Source organism: Paenibacillus sp. JDR-2 (genome assembly GCF_000023585.1).
Classification (GTDB): Bacteria; Bacillota; Bacilli; order Paenibacillales; family Paenibacillaceae; genus Pristimantibacillus.
In genome coordinates this window covers 2,340,136-2,360,855 of record NC_012914.1, presented here as the reverse complement: position 1 = coordinate 2,360,855, position 20,720 = coordinate 2,340,136, and the positions used below count along the sequence as shown (strand labels likewise).

The following is a 20,720-nucleotide window of genomic DNA, read 5'->3' as shown; positions in this document are numbered from 1 at the left end:
TTAGACAAATGCGCTTGCTTATTTACCGCCAGCATCAAGGAAAGCTTGAACTTGTTTGATGACTTCCTGACGTACTTTCTCAAGACCATAGGATTCCATTTGCTTATTAACTTTCGCAGCGCTTTGCTTCCAGTTCTTATCTAATCCGTTATTAAAGATTGGATCACGTTGTTGTACAAGCGGCGAGATCTTGGCAATTTCCGATTTAACGGGCTCCGTATTAAACGTGAAGCCAGACATCGGAGTCAGATAATAAGTCTCGTTCTTCGATTGATAATCAAGAAGTTTTAAGGTTTGCTCGTCATTGTCGCCATTGATACGGGACATAGTCGGGTTCCAAGTAAACTCGTAAGACGGGAACACATAATTGGTCGTTTTATCCGTCATTTTATAGTTACGGTCGCCGTCTTTGGTCCAATGTTCCCCTTCAATACCCAGCTCCAGGAGATCATGATTGTCTGAGCTGCTGAACAGCCAGTCGAAGAATTTCATCGTACGTTCTGCGTTCTTGGATGTAACCGGAATTACGATATCATTCCATGCTTTGTAATCCGTGCCGATAGCGGCTGGTTCCATATTGCGGACATGCGAATTGTATACAAACATTTCCAAGTCGGATCCAGGGACGGCAGATTGCAAACGTTGGCGAACTTGAGCCGCACCGTTAATCGTACCTTCATAAGCTGCGGATTTGCCGCCTACGAAGAGAGCCTGGTGATCTTTCTCAGACAATACATCCTTCTGAATATATTTGTTCCATTCTACGAACTTATCGTATTGCGGATAGAAGTAGTATGGATCGTTATAAGGAGCAGGCAAATCCGCGAATTTGGAAGCATCGTCACCCAATGTTGTTGCACCTAATACCTTCTTGCCGTCATCGGACAAATAGACGTTAAATCCCGGTGTCATCGAGATGGCTTTCGCATTTACAATCTTGTCTTCCCGGCCGAACATTTTGTAGAAGCCGCGATCATTCTTGTTCGCCATCGGAATAATGCCCTTCTCGTTTTGTTGTACGTTTTTCAAGTACGTTTCCAGATCATCATAGCTTTGAATCGGCTGCATGCCATATTTTTCGCGCAGATCTTTACGAACATAAATGACGTCAATATCGTAGAATGCGTTTGTTAATGGAATGGAATAAATATGACCGTTAATTTTGTTCGCGTTCAAGTAATCTTCCGGGAATGCTTTCTTGAGCCCCGGGTACTCGTCATTATTGAAATATTTGTCCAATTCTTGATAGTAGCCAAGAGAAACGTTCTGGTTCAAAGACATCCATGGTGCATCAAACGCGGCGTCAACCGATTCACCGGCCGACATCTTAAGCGTCAACTTCTGTTTGTGATCCGCATTAGGATTGTACTCGATGTCCAGCTTGGTGTTCAGCGTATCCTTGGTCTTGTTCTCGAACTCTGTCAGTACTTTATCCATATCAATCGGTTTATCGCCGAATAACATGACCTTTAGCGTAACCGGATCCGGTGCTTTAGCTGTATCTGCCTGTTCCGAGGCCGTCTCGCTAGGTGCTGCAGTAGGCGCATTGGAAGCATTTGCGGAATTGTTTGCCTCATTGTTGTTGCTGCCGCAAGCAGCAAGCGATCCAGCCATCATTGCCGTGACAAGCAGCAGCGATGATTTCTTCATGGATTTCTTCATTTTCTTTCTTCCTCCCTTTTTTGAATAAGCGTATGAATGCTATACTAAACCGCCCGATAAAGGCGTGCTCAGCCGAGTGGAGTCAACCCTTTACAGCGCCAACCATAAGCCCTTTGACAAAATATTTTTGCAGAAACGGATACAAGAAGATGATTGGACCAATAGTCACCACTGTTGTAGCAAGCCGAGTCGTCAATGTAGGCACGACATAATTAGGAAGCGAAATTTGGGTGGAGAGCTGGTTAGCGAACTCTGCATTGCTCATGATCCTCATCACCAAATATTGCAGCGGGAACAGCTTCTCATCCGAAATGTAGAGCATCGCCTCGAACCATTTGTTCCAGAATCCCATGGAGTAAAAGAGTCCTACCGTCGCAAGTGCCGGCATGGATATAGGAAGAATAATCCTGAAGAAGATATAGATATCATTCGCTCCGTCAATCTTCGCCGATTCCGAGAGGGATTCGTCCACGGACTTGAAGAAGTTGCGCAGCAGGAACATGTTCCAAGGGCTGACTAATGCAGGAATGATGAGCACCCATATCGAGTCCTTCATGCCCAAGTACTTGGAAATGAGCAGATAGTTCGCTACAAGTCCGCCATGGAATAACATCGTGAAGTAAATGTAGAAGTTAACCTGACTCTTGTATTTAAGCGTGCGAATGGATAATGGATAGGCCAGCGCACAAGTAACAAGCATTGCGAGCAAGGTGCCAACTAAGGTAACAAAGATCGTTACGCCATAAGAACGATAGATCGTATCGTCACGGAAGATCAGCTTGTAGGCCTCCATTGAGAAATCTTTCGGCAATATCGAATACCCGTCACGGAGAATTGAAGATTCTGTTGTGAGCGAGCTGCTAATGACCGTTATGAACGGGATAAGGCAATAGATCGAGAACAAAATCAGGATGATAAAGATGCCGGCTTTTAACAGGCGATCTCCTTTGCTTTCTTTAATCAATACGTTCACCTGCTTTCAACAGAAATCTAGAATAACGCGGAGTCCGGGCTGAATTTACGGGCTAGTTGGTTGACTGTTACGACCAGAATGAAGCCAATAACCGACTGAAATACGCCAACAGCGGCCGACATCCCCATATCTCCCAGATCCATCAATGCCCGGTACACGTAAGTATCAATGACATCCGTGGTCGGATAGAGCAGAACATTACGTCCTACCAGCGCATAGATCATTCCGAAATCCCCGTAGAAAATCCCGCCAATGGCAAGCAGCATCATAAGGATGATCGTTGGTTTTAAAAGCGGCAGCGTAATGTACCAAATCTTCTTCCAACGGCTGGCTCCGTCTATGGAAGCCGATTCGTAAATCTCCGGGTTAATGCCGGTTATCGTAGCCAGGTATACGATAGCGCCAAATCCAGCACCTTGCCAAATCTTGATAAGCACGAGAATGAATGGCCAAGCTGCCGGTTCGTTAAAGAAAGCGATTGGCCCGATGTGGAAATGGGCCAGCCATTTATTCAGCATCCCTGTATCGCTGGATAATAGCGCCGTTACGAACATGGCGATGACGGTCCAAGAGAGGAAATTCGGCAAAGTCACGATCGTTTGTACGATTCTTTTAAACCATTTCCCCCCCAGCTCCGAGAACATGACGGCAATCGAAACGGAGGCTAATGCTCCGAACAGAATAAAGAGTGCGTTCAGGAATAAGGTATTGAAAATAACATGCAGCACTTCTTTGGATTGGACGAAAAACTCGAAGTTTTTTAATCCTACGAACTCACTGCCCGTTATTCCTTTAATTGCATTGAAGTTTTGGAAGGCAACTACGATCCCTCCCATTGGCAAATATGCAAAAACAAAAACTAATAAAATTCCAGGCAACATTAATAGATACAGTAGGCCATTTCTGCGCATTTCCATTAGGAAAGATTTTGGTTTTACGCGGGCTTGTGTATCATGGGCTCTATTGTTAAGAGCAACTGATGACGTTGATTTCATTGTCGTATTCTCCTTTCTCTCCACGTTGATTGTTTGTGTCGCTGTCCGTGGATACAATGTAGCATGCTGCCTATTCCGCTTTGAATGTTGTTTTTATAGTTAAAATTGCAGTTTTTATAGTACGGAAAATAGGCCGTCGTATAAGCGGTTTGGCTCCATCCCGTGCTTCTAAAATAAAAAACAGCGGTACAAGGAATACTCCTCGCACCGCTGCTATTCTTATTGCAATTTCAAATATAAGAGATTCATGCTCGTGCTTGCGTTTGCCCCTTTAAACACAACATAGATCATATAGTTCCCCGTTACACTGCCGCCAGTTGCGCCTGCTGTCGTGTAAATATTATTGCTAAGAGCGGTGGTTGTGTAAGTGGTAAGACTGCCTGTATTGCTCACGGGAATTGCAGCTAACAGGGTCCCTCTATCCCCATTACTAGCACCGGTGCTATAGTCCTCGGGTTGTCCTTTCAAGGTACCCGTACTGCTTGCCGTTCGGATCTCTAGCGTGCCTGTATCCGTGCTGGAATAATTGATATTGATTTTTGTAACATTGGTAAAGGATGTATACGGCAAAGCTGCGATGGCATTCGATCCCGTGAGGCTAAGCTTACTGTAGTCTCTGGAACTGCCGCTCACGAAGCCGGTGGCATACTCGCCATAAATGTTCGAAGTGCCATTTAACATGGTTGCTACACCACTCGTCAACCAGTTGAGCGCATTGTTCACCGGTGTTACGTTACTCGTGTAATCCGCAGCTCTTGCCGCAACGGAACAGATCAATGCGGCGAGGCCCGTAACATCATAGCTGTTTCGATCCGTTACATATACCGGGTTATTGGCATATTTGGACAGATACGCGTATTCGCCGGATGCGGCACTCGAAGAGAACTTGTAATAATTATAAGCAGCTGCATACATATTATCGTTGAACTTCCCTCTGTCATACGTGGTAATGCCGCTGTCGCTGTGATGATTCCAAGGGTAGGCTGTGACATAAGCATCCACGTTGTAGCCTAGATTATATTGGGCGCTGAAGTTGGTAGCCTTCAATAACAGCCTATTATTAAACTCATATAGGCTGTTATCACCCTGTGTCCACGCCATCTGGGCGATATTGATGAAGGAGGACAAGTTCACTAGAGCGTGGGCTTGGTCTCTGTCACTTTCCTTGCTTTGCCCCGTTGTTGCATTGTAGTTATACAATAAGCTGTATCCGTTGGCACCTTGACTTTTATCGGGCTTTTTCTGCCAAGACGCGGCGCCCTGATTCGTGTAATAGGCCGTACTATTGGCCTTGAAGTCATTTTTCACAAGATTATACAAGGTCGCATCTTCGGCAAAGATAGCATAAGCCATAGATCCTTCTCTTAATATCGCAGCATGTCCATGCGTAATGTTATCCATATCGTAGGTTGCCAGCACAGCTGCATTGGACATCAGTTGGTACATACTCACGGCTGTTCCGCCCGTATTCTTGCCATACATGGCAAGAAGCGAATTCGTATCCCCAACAGACCAACCGCTGTAACTATATCTTAGTAATTCCGCCGCTGCGCTGAACTTGAAGGCAACAACGCCAACATCAAGATTGGTATCATAGACAGAGCCTGTGTCACCGCTCGTGCCTACACCGGTAAAGATGGAAGCATACTTCAGCATGATCGTCCGAGAAGCTTCAGCATAAGTGGTATTGCCGGTAAGGGTGTATAACAAAGCTAAATTATATACCTTAGATGCCGCTAATCTCATCTCGTTATAACTGCCGCTGTTATTATGCGTGATAGCCGTTAGCGTATAATCGCTCGCGGATATAGTGCCGTAGGAAGCAACGGTGCTCGCAAGTACGTTATAAGTGGAGTACCATGGCTCTGTCTGGCTAGCTACCATACTCTTCATCGTTTGTATGCCGGAAGCCGTCTGCATAATACCCGGATGTGCAAATGCCGTGGCGGCTGGCGTAATGGTACCCGTACCATAAAGCGCAATCTCCGAAAGCTGATCCCAGGTATGAATCCAGGTATTAAGCGCCGTATCAGAGCCGCCGATAAGAAGATATCTGTAGGAAGCGGTTACATTAATTTCCGTTGTAACACCTGCGCTTAGTCCGGTTGGAGTAGCAATAGCGGACCAGCTTGAAGCGGATGCGGAAAGGCTGTTCGAGCCGTAAATTTTCCAATTGCCCGTAATAGACCCGCCTGACTTTATCGTTAGCGCAATCTTGGATACGTTAACCGTCGTTGTGCCTAAGTCTAAATAAAGATAGACGTCTTTATTTAGACCCGTGCTCGTACTTGTGTTGCCATCAAATAAAGCGGATGTTGCGTAAGTAATGGAGGACAGGTTCGCTGCACTTGTTGCAAATTCAACCGCAGAATGTCCCTCGGCTGACCAGCCATAATAACCCACTTTTAAATTAGCGGTATTAAGCTTGGGATCCGCTGCTGATACAGGCTCTGCACCAATTGATACACCTGCAAACACCGCTATTACGACAACTGCCATAACAAAAGAAAACCACCTTTTCACTGCCATTTCAAATCCTCCTCCTGTTTATTTGAAATTCCCGCTTACCCACGATCCCCCCTCTTAAATCCACTTTGTCAAAGCTATACTAAACCGCCCTATGAAGGCGAGTTCAGCCAGAACTCAATACAGGATAACTAAGAGAGTTTAGCGAGAGGAATTTCATAGGAAGGATCATGATTAAGAGAAGAAGATTTACAGCCTCGGGGTTCACTTTAACATGAGGAATCAGCCGTTTGAATGTTGCTTTTTAAGGTAAAATCGAGGTTTTTTAAGTTCGTTTTATCATAAAAAAAGAAACCGCCTCTACAAGGAGACGGTTACTCTTCTAATTACCTCCAGCGTCCAAATAAGCCTGAACTTGCCGGATTAATTCCGCACGAATCTTATCCAGACCTAAACCCTTCAACTTCTCGTTGGTTTGTCTGGCTGTCTCCCGCCAGTTGGGATCAAGACCACTATTCAGTACCTGCTCGACCTGATTGGCCATTGGTTGAATCTTCGCGATTTCCGTCTTGACGGGAGCAGGATTAAACACGAAGCCTGCTACGGGCAGCCGATAATAAGAACTTGGGTTTGCAGAATACTGCATGAGCTTAAGGATTTGTTTATCGATATCCACATTGATGCGTGACATCCCTAAATTCCATGTTAGTTCATAAGGGGGGAACAAGTAATTAGCAGATTTGGATGTACTTTTATAAGTCAGCCCTTCCCCTTTGGTCCAATGCTCTCCTTCGATTCCAAGCTCGAACAAGTCGTGATTGTCTTGTTTGGAGAATAACCAGTCCAAGAACTTCATGGTCTCGTCCGCATGCTTTGAAGTAACCGGAATAGCGATATTATTCCATGCTTTAAAGTTTGTACCCATACAGCCTTTTTCCATGTTCCTCATACATGGCACGTATACGAAGCCTTCAAGTTCTGAGCCCGGAACCGAGGTTTTCAGCTTTTGGCTGACCTCCGACCATAACGTAATCGTACTTTCGGCTGCAGCCGCTTTTCCCGCTTCAAAAAGCAATAGTGGATTCCGTTCATTTAGAACATCCTTCTGAACGAATGGGTTCCACTCTACAAACTTATCGAATGAAGAATAGAAGAAGTCCGGGTCGTTTAATGGCGCCGGGTAACCGCTATACATCTCTTCCGGGTCACCCAATGTTGTTGCCCCAAGTACATGTTTACCGTCTTTAGAAAGTGCAATCTGAAAAGGAATACCCGTCCCTGAGATTCCAGTGGGATCAAAACGGGCATTGACCTGCTTGGTTTCATTCCCAAATAAACGATAGAAACCACGATCCCCTTTGAGAGCAAGGGGAATCATATCTGGCTGCTGCTCCTTAACTTTCCGTAAGTATTGCTCCAGCTCATCGTAATTTTCAATGGGTGACATCCCGAACTGTTCCCGCAAATCCTTCCGAATAAAGATCACTTCAATGTCATGGAAATATTGCGTGAGGGGTACGGCAAACAGATGGCCATCGATCTTATTGGCATTCAAGAAATCAACTGGAAAAGCTTTCTTGAGGCCGGGATATTCATCATTATTGAAATAACGATCCAAATTTCGATAATAACCTTGCGCGACGTTACTCTCCAAGCTCATCCAAGAGCCGTCGAACACGCCGTCGATTGCTTCCCCCGAGCTCAGTCTTAACTTAACCTTTTGCTTGAATTCCTCCGGGGCGTCCCAATCCATGTTTAACTTCATATTTAAGGATTGGCTCGTTTGGTTCTCAAATTCCTGTAGCACTTTATCCATATCCGATGGTTTGTCCCCAAAGAACATAAAGTTCAAGGAAGTCGGCGGCAAAGAGGAATCTTTTTCAGCGGCTTGTCTTTGCTTATCACATGCGGAGATGCCAAAGGAAAGAGCTAGACAGATTAATAGAAGGCCTTTTCGTATTACAGCCATTTCACGTTCCCCCTACTGGAGAGATGCCAACTCGGAATCCCACTCTTTATCCGCTGCTTGCATGGCATCCTGAAGTGATATTTTCCCGTCCGTCATATCCAATACCGTTCGGTAAAACCAATCGCGAAACCTAGGCGGAAGGGAGTTGGCTCCTGAGAATAGGTTCATATAAGAGGATTTGCCCGTCTGCTTGTTATTCGCAATAAGAAAAACCTCACTCATCTGTTCCGGTGCTGAATAGGTTACAGGATAGACCGTAGCAGCAATTCCATTGATTGCCTCAAGATAATGAGAATAAGGCTCTTCGCTATAGAAGAAATGAAGAAATTGCTTAATACTGATCAGCTTTTCCGGATCCTTGGCGGCTTCGGCTGAGATCGACCAACCACTCGCGACATTTAATCCCGTCGTACTCACTTTACCCGCACTGTCCGGAAGGGCGAAGAAGCCGAATTCGAATGTTGGATCCGAGGAACGAATCTGATTAAACATCCATGGTCCAGAATAAAGCATAGCCGCCTGTCCTGAAGTCAGAATGGATACCGTCTGGCTGTCAGCCGTGGATAAATACCCTTTCGCAACATCACCGCTGTCCCATAGCTGTTTGAGTTTGCGCATAGCACGCATAGGGGCATCATCCGTCCAACTGACCTTTCCTGCACTCCGTTTCGCATTCCAATCCGGATCCTGAATATAGACTTCATCGATTAAAAACTTATTGACCCAGAAGCCTATATGCCACACATCTTTGCCGCCTACAACAATCGGGTCTATACCTAAGTTCCGAATGCGCTGGCAAACGGCAAGAAACTCTTCATAAGTAGCAGGCGGCTTGTTAATTCCCGCTTTGCGGAATATCGACTTGCTGTAAATAATCCCATTAGGCGGCGGAATGTCCAGCGGCGCATTATAGACATGACCGTTAACAGCCGGAATAGGCTGAAGCAAGTCCGTGATATCGCGTGGGATTTCATACAGCAGCCCCGCGTCCGCGAACAACTGTGTATCTCTCATTTCGACCAGATCGGGAAACTCTCCAACGGCTTCCTTCACCTTCACGAACTCACCGTAAGTACCTGACCACGACTCGTTCACTTCGTTTATCACAATGTTCGGATGAGATTTCTCAAATTCGGCGATCACGGTAGAAACTCCTTGCTTATGAGCCAGATCCCCACCGGGGAATACAACGGTGAATGTGACCGTATCGTCAGAGGTATCGCCACTCCCCCCTTCTCCTTCGCCTTGCGAAGCTTGACCGCATCCCGAAGCCAATACGATTAATGTAAGGAGCAAAGAGATCGTTCGCATCATAGTTGCCGCCTCCTTGCAGAATGATTAAATGAATAACATCGGAATTAAGAACCTTTAAAGCTCTGTTTATACTCCTGAGGCAGCTTGCCATATTTTTTCTTGAACATATCGCTGAACTGTCTGGCATTCTGATAGCCAACGCGCTCCGCAATTTCGTAAACCATAAGCTCGGATTGCAGCAGCAGTCTAAGCGCATGCTTCATTCGCACCTCCGTTAGATACTGCTTGAAATTCTCACCCATATGCTTTTTGAAAAAGCTGCTGAAGTAATAAGGATTCATATAAACAAGGGAAGCCATTGAATCCAGTGTAATGTTCTCCCCATAATGCTCATCGATGTATGCTCTCACTTGAACAAGCTGCAGCACATCTTTGCTGCTATGCCTCTCTGTTGCCTGGACCCTCAAGTCGCAAACCGTACGTTCTACGAATCGAGTCATCATCTCGAAAGTGGGAAAGCTTGAAAGCTGTTCTAATAAACCGTGATTATCCGGATCAGCCTTGTTAACCGAAATGCCTAACTCATTCATCTCTTTCATCAAATAAACAATGCATCCATATACCGAGGTAATCGCCAAGTTTCTATTATATTGAACAAATAGCCTCACTGCTTGAATATAATCACGGAATAACCGGTTTAACTCTTCCGCATCTCCACTTGTCATACTGGCCAACATTCGCTGTTGAAGCGTTTCCAATTCTGCCTTTGCTTCAGCATCCGTTTGAGTGGCCTGACGTGCTTTAATTACTCGGTTCGAGCCTTCGAAGTAACGCGCCTGCAGCGCAAACTCAGCACTTTGAGCGGATTGAATGGCCAGGTCGGGATAGTCAACCGGTTCGCCTAAGCCAATTGTCACGCTAACCTTCAGATACTCATTAATTTTGCTATGCAGTTCGTTTGCTAGTTCGATGGCTTCTACTGGTTCATCATGCTGTATAAAGATACCGTGAAACCGTCCTTTGCGGAAATAAATGCCTATATCGGAATGATCCAAGGATTCCACCAAAATGTTCGCGATCGAGAAGTCAATTAAGCGCTTCTCCTGTTCCTTCCAACGCTTCTCTTCCTGCCAATCCCATTTATCCAACTCACAATAACAAACCGAGATAAACCGACTGCCATGAATAACGCCAAATTTCTTTAACTCCGGCATGGCGCTTGAATCTTCATCCGTTAGACCGGCAAGCATCTCTTCGATCGTATTGTTGCGCTTCTGACGCTCGAATCGAACAACCATCTCTTTCTCCCGATTCCGTTCCGATTGTTCCCCGATCAACCGGGTAACCTTCCGCATAACTTCGTGCAAGCGTTCCTTATCCACGGGCTTAAGCAAATAATCGATTGCCCCATATTTAACGGCATCCTGAGCGTAGGAGAATTCTTGGTAAGCGCTAATGAATACGACCTTAATCTGCCTGCCGGTTTCGTTAATCTCGCGAATGATGTCAATCCCCGTAAGTCCAGGCATATTAATATCGCTGATGACAACATCCGGACGACAGACATCGAGCATCCGCTTTAATTCATTCCCGTCATAAGCTTCGCCCACGATCTCGAATCCCATCTCGTTCCAAGGCAGCAATCTGCGAAGGCCCCTAATAATGACCGGCTCGTCGTCGGCAAAGAGTATCCGAATTTTTCTCATCCCTCTGTCTCCTTTTCTCTCAATGGATATAAGATAAGAACGGCTGTACCGATCTGATGCTTGCTTTCAATGACAATGCCGTAAGGATCGCCACATGAATGTCGAACTCTCTCGTGTACGTTTTTAAACCCGATACTTTTCCCTGACGTCCCTTCCGCTTCTTGCAATTGACGATTAAGCCTAGCAACCGTCTCTTCGTCCATGCCAATTCCATTGTCGTAAACGGTGACGGCCAGATTCCCTCCCTGCGCTCTCTCGGCTGTAATTTGCACGATCCCTTTGTTACCGAGAGGTCTCAGTCCATGTAAAATCGCATTCTCTACAACCGGCTGCAGAGATAACTTGAGAATCTGGGCTTCTCTTAATAAGTCATCTTGAATATCAATCTGGAGTTCAATTCTCCGGTCATAACGAACCTCGATCAGATGAAAATAGTGCTTAACATGCTTGATTTCCTGCTCTAACGTTACCCATTCTTCCCCGTAATCTATCGTATATTGTAATTGATTCGATAACGAATGAATCATATCCGCCACTTCATCATCGCCGTTCGAGACGGCGCTCATTCGAATAACCTCTAATGTGTTATAGAGATAATGCGGCCTGATCTGGCTCTTAAGCGCATTTAATTCCGCCTGCTTCCGTTTAATTTCATTGACGTAAGAGTCGTTAATAAACCATTGCAGACGTGCGATCATACGATTGAAGCCATGCCATAACCGGCCTAATTCATCCTTGCGTTTGAGCTCTGGCCCCGGCTCCAGGTTACCCGATTCGACTTTAATCATTAATCGCATCATATCCAAGATCGGAAGACTGAAACGGCGGGAGAACAAGACGCCAAGAACGACTAGGGCCGCCATACAAATAGCGGCAACAATAATGACCGTTGAACGGATTGGAGTTAAGGAAGCATAAAGATCCCTTTTCGAAATAAGCCCGATCACTTGACCGCCAATAAACGGAATTGGCTCCGAGAACATCAGCATTTCACCGTTTCTCCGTGCGGAATTCTCATCTAACCGCTTGCCAAGCTTGTCTTTCTGATTGGAATACAAGATGTACCCATTCCCATCGACAATAACCATCTGATCATTGTTCGACAGCTCCGCTTGACGGAACAAACGGTCGAATATTTCAAGATCAATATCAAAATACAAAGTACCAAGCAAAGTGGCCTCCGCCCCAAGTTTGCCTGATGTATCGAACAAGTTGCGGGCAAGCGTCACGACCTGATCCGTTGATCCGTAGTACGTTTCAAGATGGGTGGGAATAACGACCAACTTCTTCGGGGTACTCGATAGCGCAAACTTCCAGCTGACCGCTGGAAACGGCTCGTTGGGATCAAGCACCTTGCTGCTCACACGAGATTGATGATAAACCATGCCATCTGATGCCCGTACGAAAAAAGCATTCTGTATATGGCTGTCACTGTATAACACCGATAAGAGAAAATCGTCAATCGACATCAGATTCATCTTGCCCTCCGTATCGATCTCTTCTCTCAAAGTCGCATCCTGACGAGAAGCAACGCCTTCTGAACTGTAATACATGGTTTTCGAGATTTCATTATAGTTAAGCAGAGCGTCGTCTACATTTTTACTCAAATGAATCACTAATTGCTTAAAGCTATTCTCGGTATGTCTCTGGAGCTGACCGGTGAATTGATTCAAAGACAGCGTACTGAGCACAAGCAGAGGAATCATACCTACAACAAGAAATGCCAATGCGAACTTGAAAAACAAACTTTGCCACGCATTTCTCCATTTACCCATTCATTCTCCTCCGCCTACAATGGTGTCCATTCTATCATAAGCGATTCCAGCTAGTGACAAAATGCATTTTTTTTAGCGTAGATGGAGGTTTCTTTAGAACTATTTATAAAATACACAAGACCCTGAGCATAACACTCAGGGTCTTGTCTTAAATCTTGTATAAAATGGATGCCTTCAATCTAAAAGGTTATATCTGATTTCCTATTTGCCCGATGCCGTCTCCTGTCGTATCTTTTTCCCATCCCGATATTCATCCAATTGAAGGGTCTGGTTGTCATGGGCAATGTCATGAACGGTAATGACTTGGGTTCTGCCATCCTTCAAATGAACCGTTACCGAATCCGCATCCGTCGCGTTCACGGACTCGATCATGCTGCCTGTCTCGAATGGTTCCACAATCGTTGTATATCGGCCGATCTTCCCGTTAATCCGCACGGCATATGTTTTGCGGCGCTGCGCTTCATCACCCGGAAAGGCGTCTGCGCCAATCCGTCCAATGAAACGAACCGCATCTAGCCCCGTAAGATCAAGCGTAATAATCCCTTCTTGCTCATGATTAATCGGGCTTGTTGGCACTGCATTCGGATATTCATGGCCAACGATGGTTACTCGTCCGCCTTCGTAATCCTTGCCAATGCCATAACCTGAATCGATATTCTCGCGAAGCAGCTCCAGATCACTTAAACTTCTTATGGATCCATCAGCCAAGACGAGATAAGCCTCGCCCCAGAACAATCCTTGCTTGGTCTTGTATGGATATCTCTGTTCGGTATAGACCGGACCGTTATGTACGCGAAGCTGCAGCTGGGCTGCCCCTTTGACATCGACCTCGCAAGTCCCATCGCTAATCAACCATGCATTAAATTGTTCAGATGCTTTCGTCTCGCCATCTACGACAACTGCGTATTTAAGAGGGATCATGTAACCATGATCTTCCGCCGCTCTGCCGATGATTTGAGTCGATTGCTGCGGCCAAGCGGTATGCACATCCATTTTTAATAGTCCGGGTGTGTTGTGGAAAGACCGAGTACCCCGCAGGTCCTCGCCTTCTCCAAAAATCGTTACAAAGCTCGCCTTGCTCGTTCCTGACACCTCATACCAGCTGCAATCGGTAACGAATTGCCCGTCTGCTAATGGATTGGTCGTTAGCTGGCTTGTATGCTTCACCCATTGCACATCATTTGCCTTTAGACCTTGGTAGCCTTTTATTTGAAATAAGCTGTCATACTGATGTTCCTGCTCGCCTTCTGCATAATCAAACAGCACGATGTAATCATCAAGCACACCCATGACACGCTTCTGTTTAATCGGTTCCGTAAATTCCGATAGCATGCCATGTCCAGGATTATTCTCAAGCCTTGGCAGCCAGGAATGGTTCAGCTCGGCACGTTCCGTGAGCGTTTCGTTGTCTTTGTAGACCATACCGCCGTAAGGCGGATAGGACCAATGCGAGTTCGTCTCGATCGCAACGGCTTGCAGCGCCTCCCCGCTATAAAAGAGAAGACGTTTGGAGTCGCTCGGCACCTGCATTTTCCCGTCTACAACGACCATATTTTTCGTGATTGAATTTTGCACGTAAAATTTGTACATGAAATGGGCGTAGCCCCACCAGACATGTTCCGGATTAAAGAAACTCCGTCCGTAACGCATGACGGACAGCAGGCCGGTTCTATCGAAATGACCATGGGCATAGCCGTGGGAACCATACCTGACCACCGCTTGAATCTGATCCTCTTGCTCCCTGCCCACCGTCTGGCTGCGAAGCATGGCTACTCCAACGTTGTCCGCATAAGCGTTATACTTCTTGTATTTCGATTCATAGTCGGGCAGCTCGCCGTGTCCGAAGATGGGATCGGCATAACTGTTCTGGCGAATAATCGGGATATATTCCGGATCTTTATAATAGGTGTAGGCGAGGTCAAATGTTGAGCCAAAATGGACACCTTCCAGCTTTTTCTCGTCCGAATCGCTGATTCCAAATAAGACGCCCCGGTAATCCAGGAACGGAATGGTCGCATCAAACATGTCCTTAATACAGATATAACTCTTCAGATTACCGCCCCACTTCTTGTTGTACATTCCGAAGCGAAAGGCTGCAGGCTCGCCATTATACGTACTATTCACTTCATCGCTATACGATATCGGGAAGTGAGTATGCAGCAGATTAATGCCAAAAGGCAGCAGCGCATGAGCCACATGAATCATCATGGAAGATACCCATACGTTATAGCCAACGGAGCATTCATGCCACCAGCCGTCGTTAAAGGCGCCGAATCTGAACTGCTGGATGATCCCGCCCGGACCATCTAGAAACCTGAGCGCACGGTCCATATCCTCAATGGCAAGCGCACAATAGAACGCCCCCGTAATTTCGGATAAAAGCCAGTTTGATATATGACCATTTCGAATATGGCGATCGAGAATATCCATATAAATACGAAATACGTTTTCTACGCCTTGATGTTCATTCTCTGTCAGAACGCCAGCATCATAAATAATGTCGTAGGGAATAGCAAGATGCTGGAAGAAATGCCCCTCCTGCACATAACTTTGGCTGCAGCCCTTTTTCTTCTTCGGATATCCGGTCTCCTCTTCGATGAAATAACGCAAGAACGCCGCGACTTTCTCGGCGTATTTCCGCTCCTTTGTCAGCGCATAGGCATACGCAGCAGACATGATATTATGCTCTTCGTGTGTATCGTAGCAATAATCTCGTTCCTCAAGGGGCAATGGAGGCTTGACGATCCAGGCTTCTGCATCAGCGATGATTTGGTCATACCCCGCTTTGAACTGAGGGTAACGATCAATCTTCGCTTTTGTTTCTTCCCATTGCTGTTTGTTGTGATAAATATAGGGATGCTCAAGCTTCCGCAGTGTCTTGAACTCAACCTCTACGCTGCTGCTGCCATCACCGTTGGCAATAAATTGGAGACGTGTAGCCTCATGGCCGCCAGGCACCATCGCATCATGAACGAGAACCTTTACCGTTATATCCTGCTGACCACCTGCCGGTAAAATAAACCGTTTTGGAGTAATCTCGGCAACTAATGACTCCCAGCCCTGGAAGATCTGTTTCACCGCAACGTTTTGCTTGCGATCCGTGCAATTAAGCACCGTCATTTCGTAAGATGCTGTTCCGTCTTGCCCCGCGGATTTGCCCAGCACCCCGGTCACAACGGCAATGGTTTCGCCCCGCTGCAGCTTAGCCGAGATAAGCTCGGCATTTCCTTGAAGCTCGACTGCGGTTAGGAAGCGCCATATATTGCTCTTGGAATGCTCCAATTCAAAATCCGTAAGCTTGATCTTCACCTCATGATAACCTTCACCGGCAAGTGAAGCATGCGCAAAGATACTGCGGTTATCCGCAAATTCAGCTTTCACAGCTAATTCAATCTCTTCCGCATTGGAATGGACAACCAGCTTCAAGCTATCCCAGTTCATCACGTCAAGCGCGGAATCATTACCTCGTTCAAAGCCGATCGGATACCAGCCTACCGCACCATCAGGTGCCGGATAAGTCATACGTATCCCATTCCTCATGCCATAGCCCGAGCTGCTTCTTGGTTCAAGAACCTGCCAATCTGTAAGTAAATTAATACTGGATAACATACGCTCACTCCATCCTTAGTTAGTAAGAGGGGGAATAATTAAAGCATGCGAAGCTTGCTAATTTCTTACCACATTAGCATAGCTTCCAGCCCCTTCCTATGCGGTTTTCTTAACCTTCTCGTGCGGTTTTTTCAGTTGTTCGCTGCAAATAAAAAAACAGCGAAGCTCTCCCTGCTTCTTCGCTGTTAATCCGTACAAATCTTATTTAGTAACGGCGGTTACCGGAAAATAAACCGAATACGCCTCATCTTTAATCTCATATAACGGAATGAACCGGAAACCTCGGTCAAGTTCCTTCGTGCGATAGCAGCCGGGATTCCACCAGCTATGGTTGCGTTCGCGATCGGGAGTCAGCAAGCTGTCCGGCTGAAGGATATCCCCATATAAAGTGCGCTCTTCTTCTGTCAATCCTGCCATAACGATTGGACCGTCGAAGAAGGCATAGGTACCGGTATCCCCAGGCAAAGGTTCCATGGTTAACGTCTTAGGCAGCTCTACCGTCACCACATCACCATTGCTCCACTCCCTCGCAATGGCGGTATAGGAAGATGGCTTCGCCTCATTTTGCTCGACTTGTGATCCGTTTACCCGAATAACGGGTGGCCCGCTCAGCCACCATGGCAAGCGAAGCTTTAATTCAAAGGTCGAGGCATGCTCCAGTCCAATCGTTACCGTATAAACAAACCGGTCAGGACGATGCTCGGGAATAGGCGGCATATCCACTTTCGTTATCGCCGTCATCCCTTTTACTGACCAGTTGTTTAGCGGATACACCCCATATTGGCCGTCTTGTTCGATCCGAATACGAAGATTGCCATCCGCACGGGACAGCTGAAGCTCAGAAGGAATCCATTGACAGATCGCGATGCCGTTCTCGTCCTCCATAAAAATCTGAGACTCATATGCGGCATTCGCCTGCATTAAGGTACCGTGGCAGCACCAGAAATGCTGGGTTGGAGTGCCCCATGATTTCTTGCTGCCCGCTCCCATCCCAAGAAAATAGGAGATCATACCCGTATCCCCATGCTGATGAGCAAGCACCCCATTATAGAACCTTCGTTCCCAATAATCCGCGTAAGCCGGATCGCCGGTCCAGCGCAGCAGCACATGGGCAAGACGCATCATGTTGTAATTGCAGCAATGCTCCTGGCCAACCCCAAGACGTGAGCCCATCTCTCCCCGCGGCATCCATAACTCACCGTTATCGCCTGCACCTGTCGCGACATATCCTCTATCCGTTACTGCTAAGCGCCAGAAGGCTTCCACAATGCGGCGATAGCGATCTTCCCCCGTTACCTCCCATGCTCTCGCTGCACCGAGGATTTCTGGGATTTGCGTATTGGCGTGTTTATTGGTCAGTACATCCTGCCCTTCCAGCAAAGCATCAAAAAATCGCCTCCGATCATACCTTTTCACGAGGTTAAGATGCTTATCTTCCTTTGTTATCCCATACAAATCAGCCCAAACCTCAAGCATCCCTCCGGTCTCGAGATCCAGTAATTCATCCATCTCTTCTTGCGAGAAATTTCCCGTCCACTTGTAAAACCAATCCGCGATTCCACGCATGACACGCAGCGCCTGCTCATTTCCTGCAATCGCGTACATGTCATACAAGCCCATCAGCAGTTTGTGGATTGTATAATGCGGCGCCCAGACAAAGCTTCCTTTGGCAATCCGATGCATGTACGACTCCGGGAAAGCCGCCAGCCATTCTCCGCCATTCGCCTCCTGACAGCGCACCAATTCTTCCACGATATAATCGGCCTTCGCTTTCACAAGCGCATCACTGGTTTGAGCATATATTTGGGCTGCTGCCGACAACCAATGTCCCATGATATGCCCACGAAGCTCACAAGTAACCGATTCCCATCCCCAATGCCAATGCTCCGGTCCATTCATGCTCGTTGTTGTTGCGCTAGTTGTTCCGCCGTTCCCGCTGTAACTCCATAACCCGGCCTCCAGATAAAAGCTCCGAAGCAAATTTTCATTCGTTAAGCTCATGATATAGTTCTTATTCAGGTTAAATCTTGCCTTAAACGGTCCGTCGCCCAGCTTCACGGAGCCAATGATAAGATCATTCACGCCAAAAACCTCCAGCACTTTTTTTGTGATATAATTTATTTTAAATCTCTTATAATTTCAGTAACATGCACGATAATTTGTATTTCCTATACTTTTTTTGTGTAAAAGGAGAGAGAAAGTGAACACATCTTTTCTGCTTACCGCAGACCGTTTTCCACTAGTAAGGGATATCGGCTGGAACCGTACCGATCAGCTCTACACCCATCCTGATCGAATCCTCGACTATGATGTGTTTCTTTATGTCTCCCAAGGAGCCATGCATGTCATTGAAGAGGGTTGTTCTTATACCGTTGGTGAACGAGAGTATATGTTCTTGGAGAAAGGCCGCCACCACTGGGGGCTTCCGGATACGCCTGCGGGCACCGCATGGTATTGGATTCACTTTGCGAACAGAATCGATGCACATATTGAATATAAAGAGAAAGCGCCGCTGCCGGAGCCTGAATATTTTGCTCCCGAACATTATGAGCATCACGTTGCCATTCCCAAGCACGGACAAGCTCCGCCAGGAACGGAAGAAAGGCTCTCCTCTCTTCTCAAGGAATCCTCGCAGTGGACCAGCCAAAGAATGACCCGACTTAGCATCAGCGTTTATCAATTTCTTCTCGATTTTCATGCTCTAACGTTCACTTCCGACAGCCGTCATAGATCTGCCTCCCGTCTGGTAGAACAGGTGATGAATTATTTATCCGCACATGTCGATCAACCCTTCGATGCGAATCATCTTGGACAACAGCTCAATATGAACTACAGTTATATCTCCGCTGCTTTCAGCAAAGCGTCCGGTCAAAGCATTGTGGAAACCCATACCCGACTGAAAATGAATAAGGCCGTCGAGCTCATGCGCAGCTCCGAGTCTCTTACTATTGCACAGATCAGCGAACGGCTGGGTTACCAGAATCCCTTCTATTTCACACGCGTATTTAAGAAGACGTTTGGAGAACCGCCTTCTTCCTTCCTCCGGCAAATCTATAAAACGTAAAAAGAGCTGCCTCAGCCTAGTCCGTCTGGACCCTGAGACAGCTTGTTTTTCTTATGTTAATTCAAAAATTCTGACACAGTAACGTTGATGCTCTACCAAAGGTATAAATCATTGCCTTTCAGCTTGAAGACCGCTTCGATGAAATAATAATCGCCGTAAATAATGGCCGTATGCCGGTTATTGTTGTGGTAAGCCGCTGAGCCATGCGTTAGAATGCAATCCGAGTTATCCGTCCAGTCGCTTCTCGATTCGTCCAGCGCGCGCAGCAGCTTAACAGCAGCTCCAACGTACAAGTCCTTTTCATGCTCGCCAACTGCCTTCGCAATCTCTATGAAACCGCATGCCGCAATAGCCGCAGCCGTCGAGTCCTCGTAGGCCGGCTCCTTCGGCTGTCTGAAATCAATCGGGATAATGCCGTTTTCCGGAATATTCGCGATAAAATAATGCGCAATCCGCTTGGCTGTTGCCAAATATTCTTCTTTGCCCGTATGGATGTAGCTCATCATGAAGCCGTACATCGCCCAAGTCTGGCCTCTTGTCCAAGAGGAGCCTTCTTCATAACCCTGACCGCCATAGGTACGAACAACTCCACCCTCGAACGGATCAAATTCAACAATATGATTAACGGACCCATCCGGTCTAACGAAGGCCGACATGGTTGTATCTGCGTGCTTCATCGCAATCTGCTTAAAGCGCGGATCTCCCGTTTCTTCTGTTGCCCAATAAAGCAGCGGGATGTTAAACATGCAGTCAATAATCGCCCAGCCGCGCGTATCTCCTTCGTCCAGATCATTCCATGCCCGGATAAATCCGCCTGCCAGATTGAATCGGCCAGCTAATAGATTGGCAGCATGCATGGCTCTTTTTCGAGATTCAAGATTTCCCGTTACCCGGTAATTGGCCACGCTTGTCGGCAGCCACATAAATCCAACATCATGATGAAGCCCTGTATAGTCATGGAAGCATTGATCCAGCTTCGCTTCCGACATCCCTGCAATCTCCTTATACTTCTCGTTGCCCGTCTCATGATGCATCAGCCACATCATGCCGCCCCAGAAGCCGTTCGTCCACCAATTAATGCCGTCTGTATCATATCCTGATGGGTTATCTACTGCCCGGTCATCATGCGTTCCGTTAATCGTGGTATAAGGAATCTTGTTGCGGGATTTCTCGCTTACCCAATCCATCTTCGTTCTGATCTTATCAATGACCTGGTTCAACCATACTTGATCGTTCGTCTGCAGCAT

Annotated in this window: 12 protein-coding genes; 1 reads left to right on the top strand and 11 read right to left on the bottom strand. The window is 46.7% G+C overall.

Annotation, left to right across the window (positions count from 1 at the left end; all coding sequences use genetic code 11):
* Window positions 1–18 precede the first annotated feature (18 nt).
* The 10 genes from PJDR2_RS10215 to PJDR2_RS10170 all read right to left on the bottom strand — a co-directional run bounded on the left by PJDR2_RS10215 (window position 19) and on the right by PJDR2_RS10170 (window position 18,491).
* Entirely contained in the window at window positions 19–1,662 is a 1,644-nt protein-coding gene (locus PJDR2_RS10215; protein WP_015843598.1) for an ABC transporter substrate-binding protein, read from the bottom strand.
* An 82-nt stretch (window positions 1,663–1,744) separates the two neighbouring features.
* Window positions 1,745–2,635 (bottom strand): carbohydrate ABC transporter permease, encoded by an 891-nt coding sequence (locus tag PJDR2_RS10210; protein WP_265525127.1) that lies wholly within the window; start codon window positions 2,633–2,635, stop codon window positions 1,745–1,747.
* Window positions 2,636–2,652: 17 nt separating this feature from the next.
* The gene (locus PJDR2_RS10205) at window positions 2,653–3,630 is read right to left on the bottom strand and encodes an ABC transporter permease (protein WP_015843596.1); all 978 of its coding nucleotides are present in this window, start codon (window positions 3,628–3,630) and stop codon (window positions 2,653–2,655) included.
* Between the two features lie 219 nt (window positions 3,631–3,849).
* Window positions 3,850–6,159 (bottom strand): hypothetical protein, encoded by a 2,310-nt coding sequence (locus tag PJDR2_RS10200; RefSeq protein ID WP_015843595.1) that lies wholly within the window; start codon window positions 6,157–6,159, stop codon window positions 3,850–3,852.
* Between the two features lie 319 nt (window positions 6,160–6,478).
* Window positions 6,479–8,065 carry an ABC transporter substrate-binding protein gene (locus PJDR2_RS10195; protein WP_015843594.1) on the bottom strand — a complete coding sequence of 529 codons (1,587 nt, stop codon included), beginning with the start codon at window positions 8,063–8,065 and terminating at the stop codon, window positions 6,479–6,481.
* A 12-nt stretch (window positions 8,066–8,077) separates the two neighbouring features.
* Window positions 8,078–9,379: an ABC transporter substrate-binding protein gene (locus tag PJDR2_RS10190; protein ID WP_015843593.1), complete on the bottom strand. Its 1,302-nt coding sequence runs from the start codon at window positions 9,377–9,379 to the stop codon at window positions 8,078–8,080.
* A gap of 44 nt (window positions 9,380–9,423) precedes the next feature.
* A complete protein-coding gene (locus tag PJDR2_RS10185) occupies window positions 9,424–11,025 on the bottom strand; it encodes a response regulator (RefSeq protein ID WP_015843592.1) in 1,602 nt (533 codons plus the stop codon).
* On the bottom strand, window positions 11,022–12,800 hold the full coding sequence (locus PJDR2_RS10180; protein ID WP_015843591.1) for a cache domain-containing sensor histidine kinase: 1,779 nt from the start codon (window positions 12,798–12,800) through the stop codon (window positions 11,022–11,024). The genes PJDR2_RS10185 and PJDR2_RS10180 overlap by 4 nt, the downstream gene beginning before the upstream one ends.
* Before the next feature lie 201 nt (window positions 12,801–13,001).
* On the bottom strand, window positions 13,002–16,322 hold the full coding sequence (locus tag PJDR2_RS10175; protein ID WP_265525125.1) for a hypothetical protein: 3,321 nt from the start codon (window positions 16,320–16,322) through the stop codon (window positions 13,002–13,004).
* A 288-nt stretch (window positions 16,323–16,610) separates the two neighbouring features.
* The gene (locus tag PJDR2_RS10170) at window positions 16,611–18,491 is read right to left on the bottom strand and encodes a beta-L-arabinofuranosidase domain-containing protein (RefSeq protein WP_015843589.1); all 1,881 of its coding nucleotides are present in this window, start codon (window positions 18,489–18,491) and stop codon (window positions 16,611–16,613) included.
* 118 nt (window positions 18,492–18,609) lie between these two features.
* On the opposite strand from PJDR2_RS10170, the gene PJDR2_RS10165 reads away from it, so the two are divergent.
* Complete coding sequence (locus tag PJDR2_RS10165; RefSeq protein ID WP_015843588.1) at window positions 18,610–19,473, top strand: helix-turn-helix transcriptional regulator; 864 nt, start codon at window positions 18,610–18,612, stop codon at window positions 19,471–19,473.
* 92 nt (window positions 19,474–19,565) lie between these two features.
* Here PJDR2_RS10165 and PJDR2_RS10160 read toward each other — a convergent pair whose 3' ends face one another.
* Window positions 19,566–20,720: a glycoside hydrolase family 88 protein gene (locus PJDR2_RS10160; protein WP_015843587.1), complete on the bottom strand. Its 1,155-nt coding sequence runs from the start codon at window positions 20,718–20,720 to the stop codon at window positions 19,566–19,568.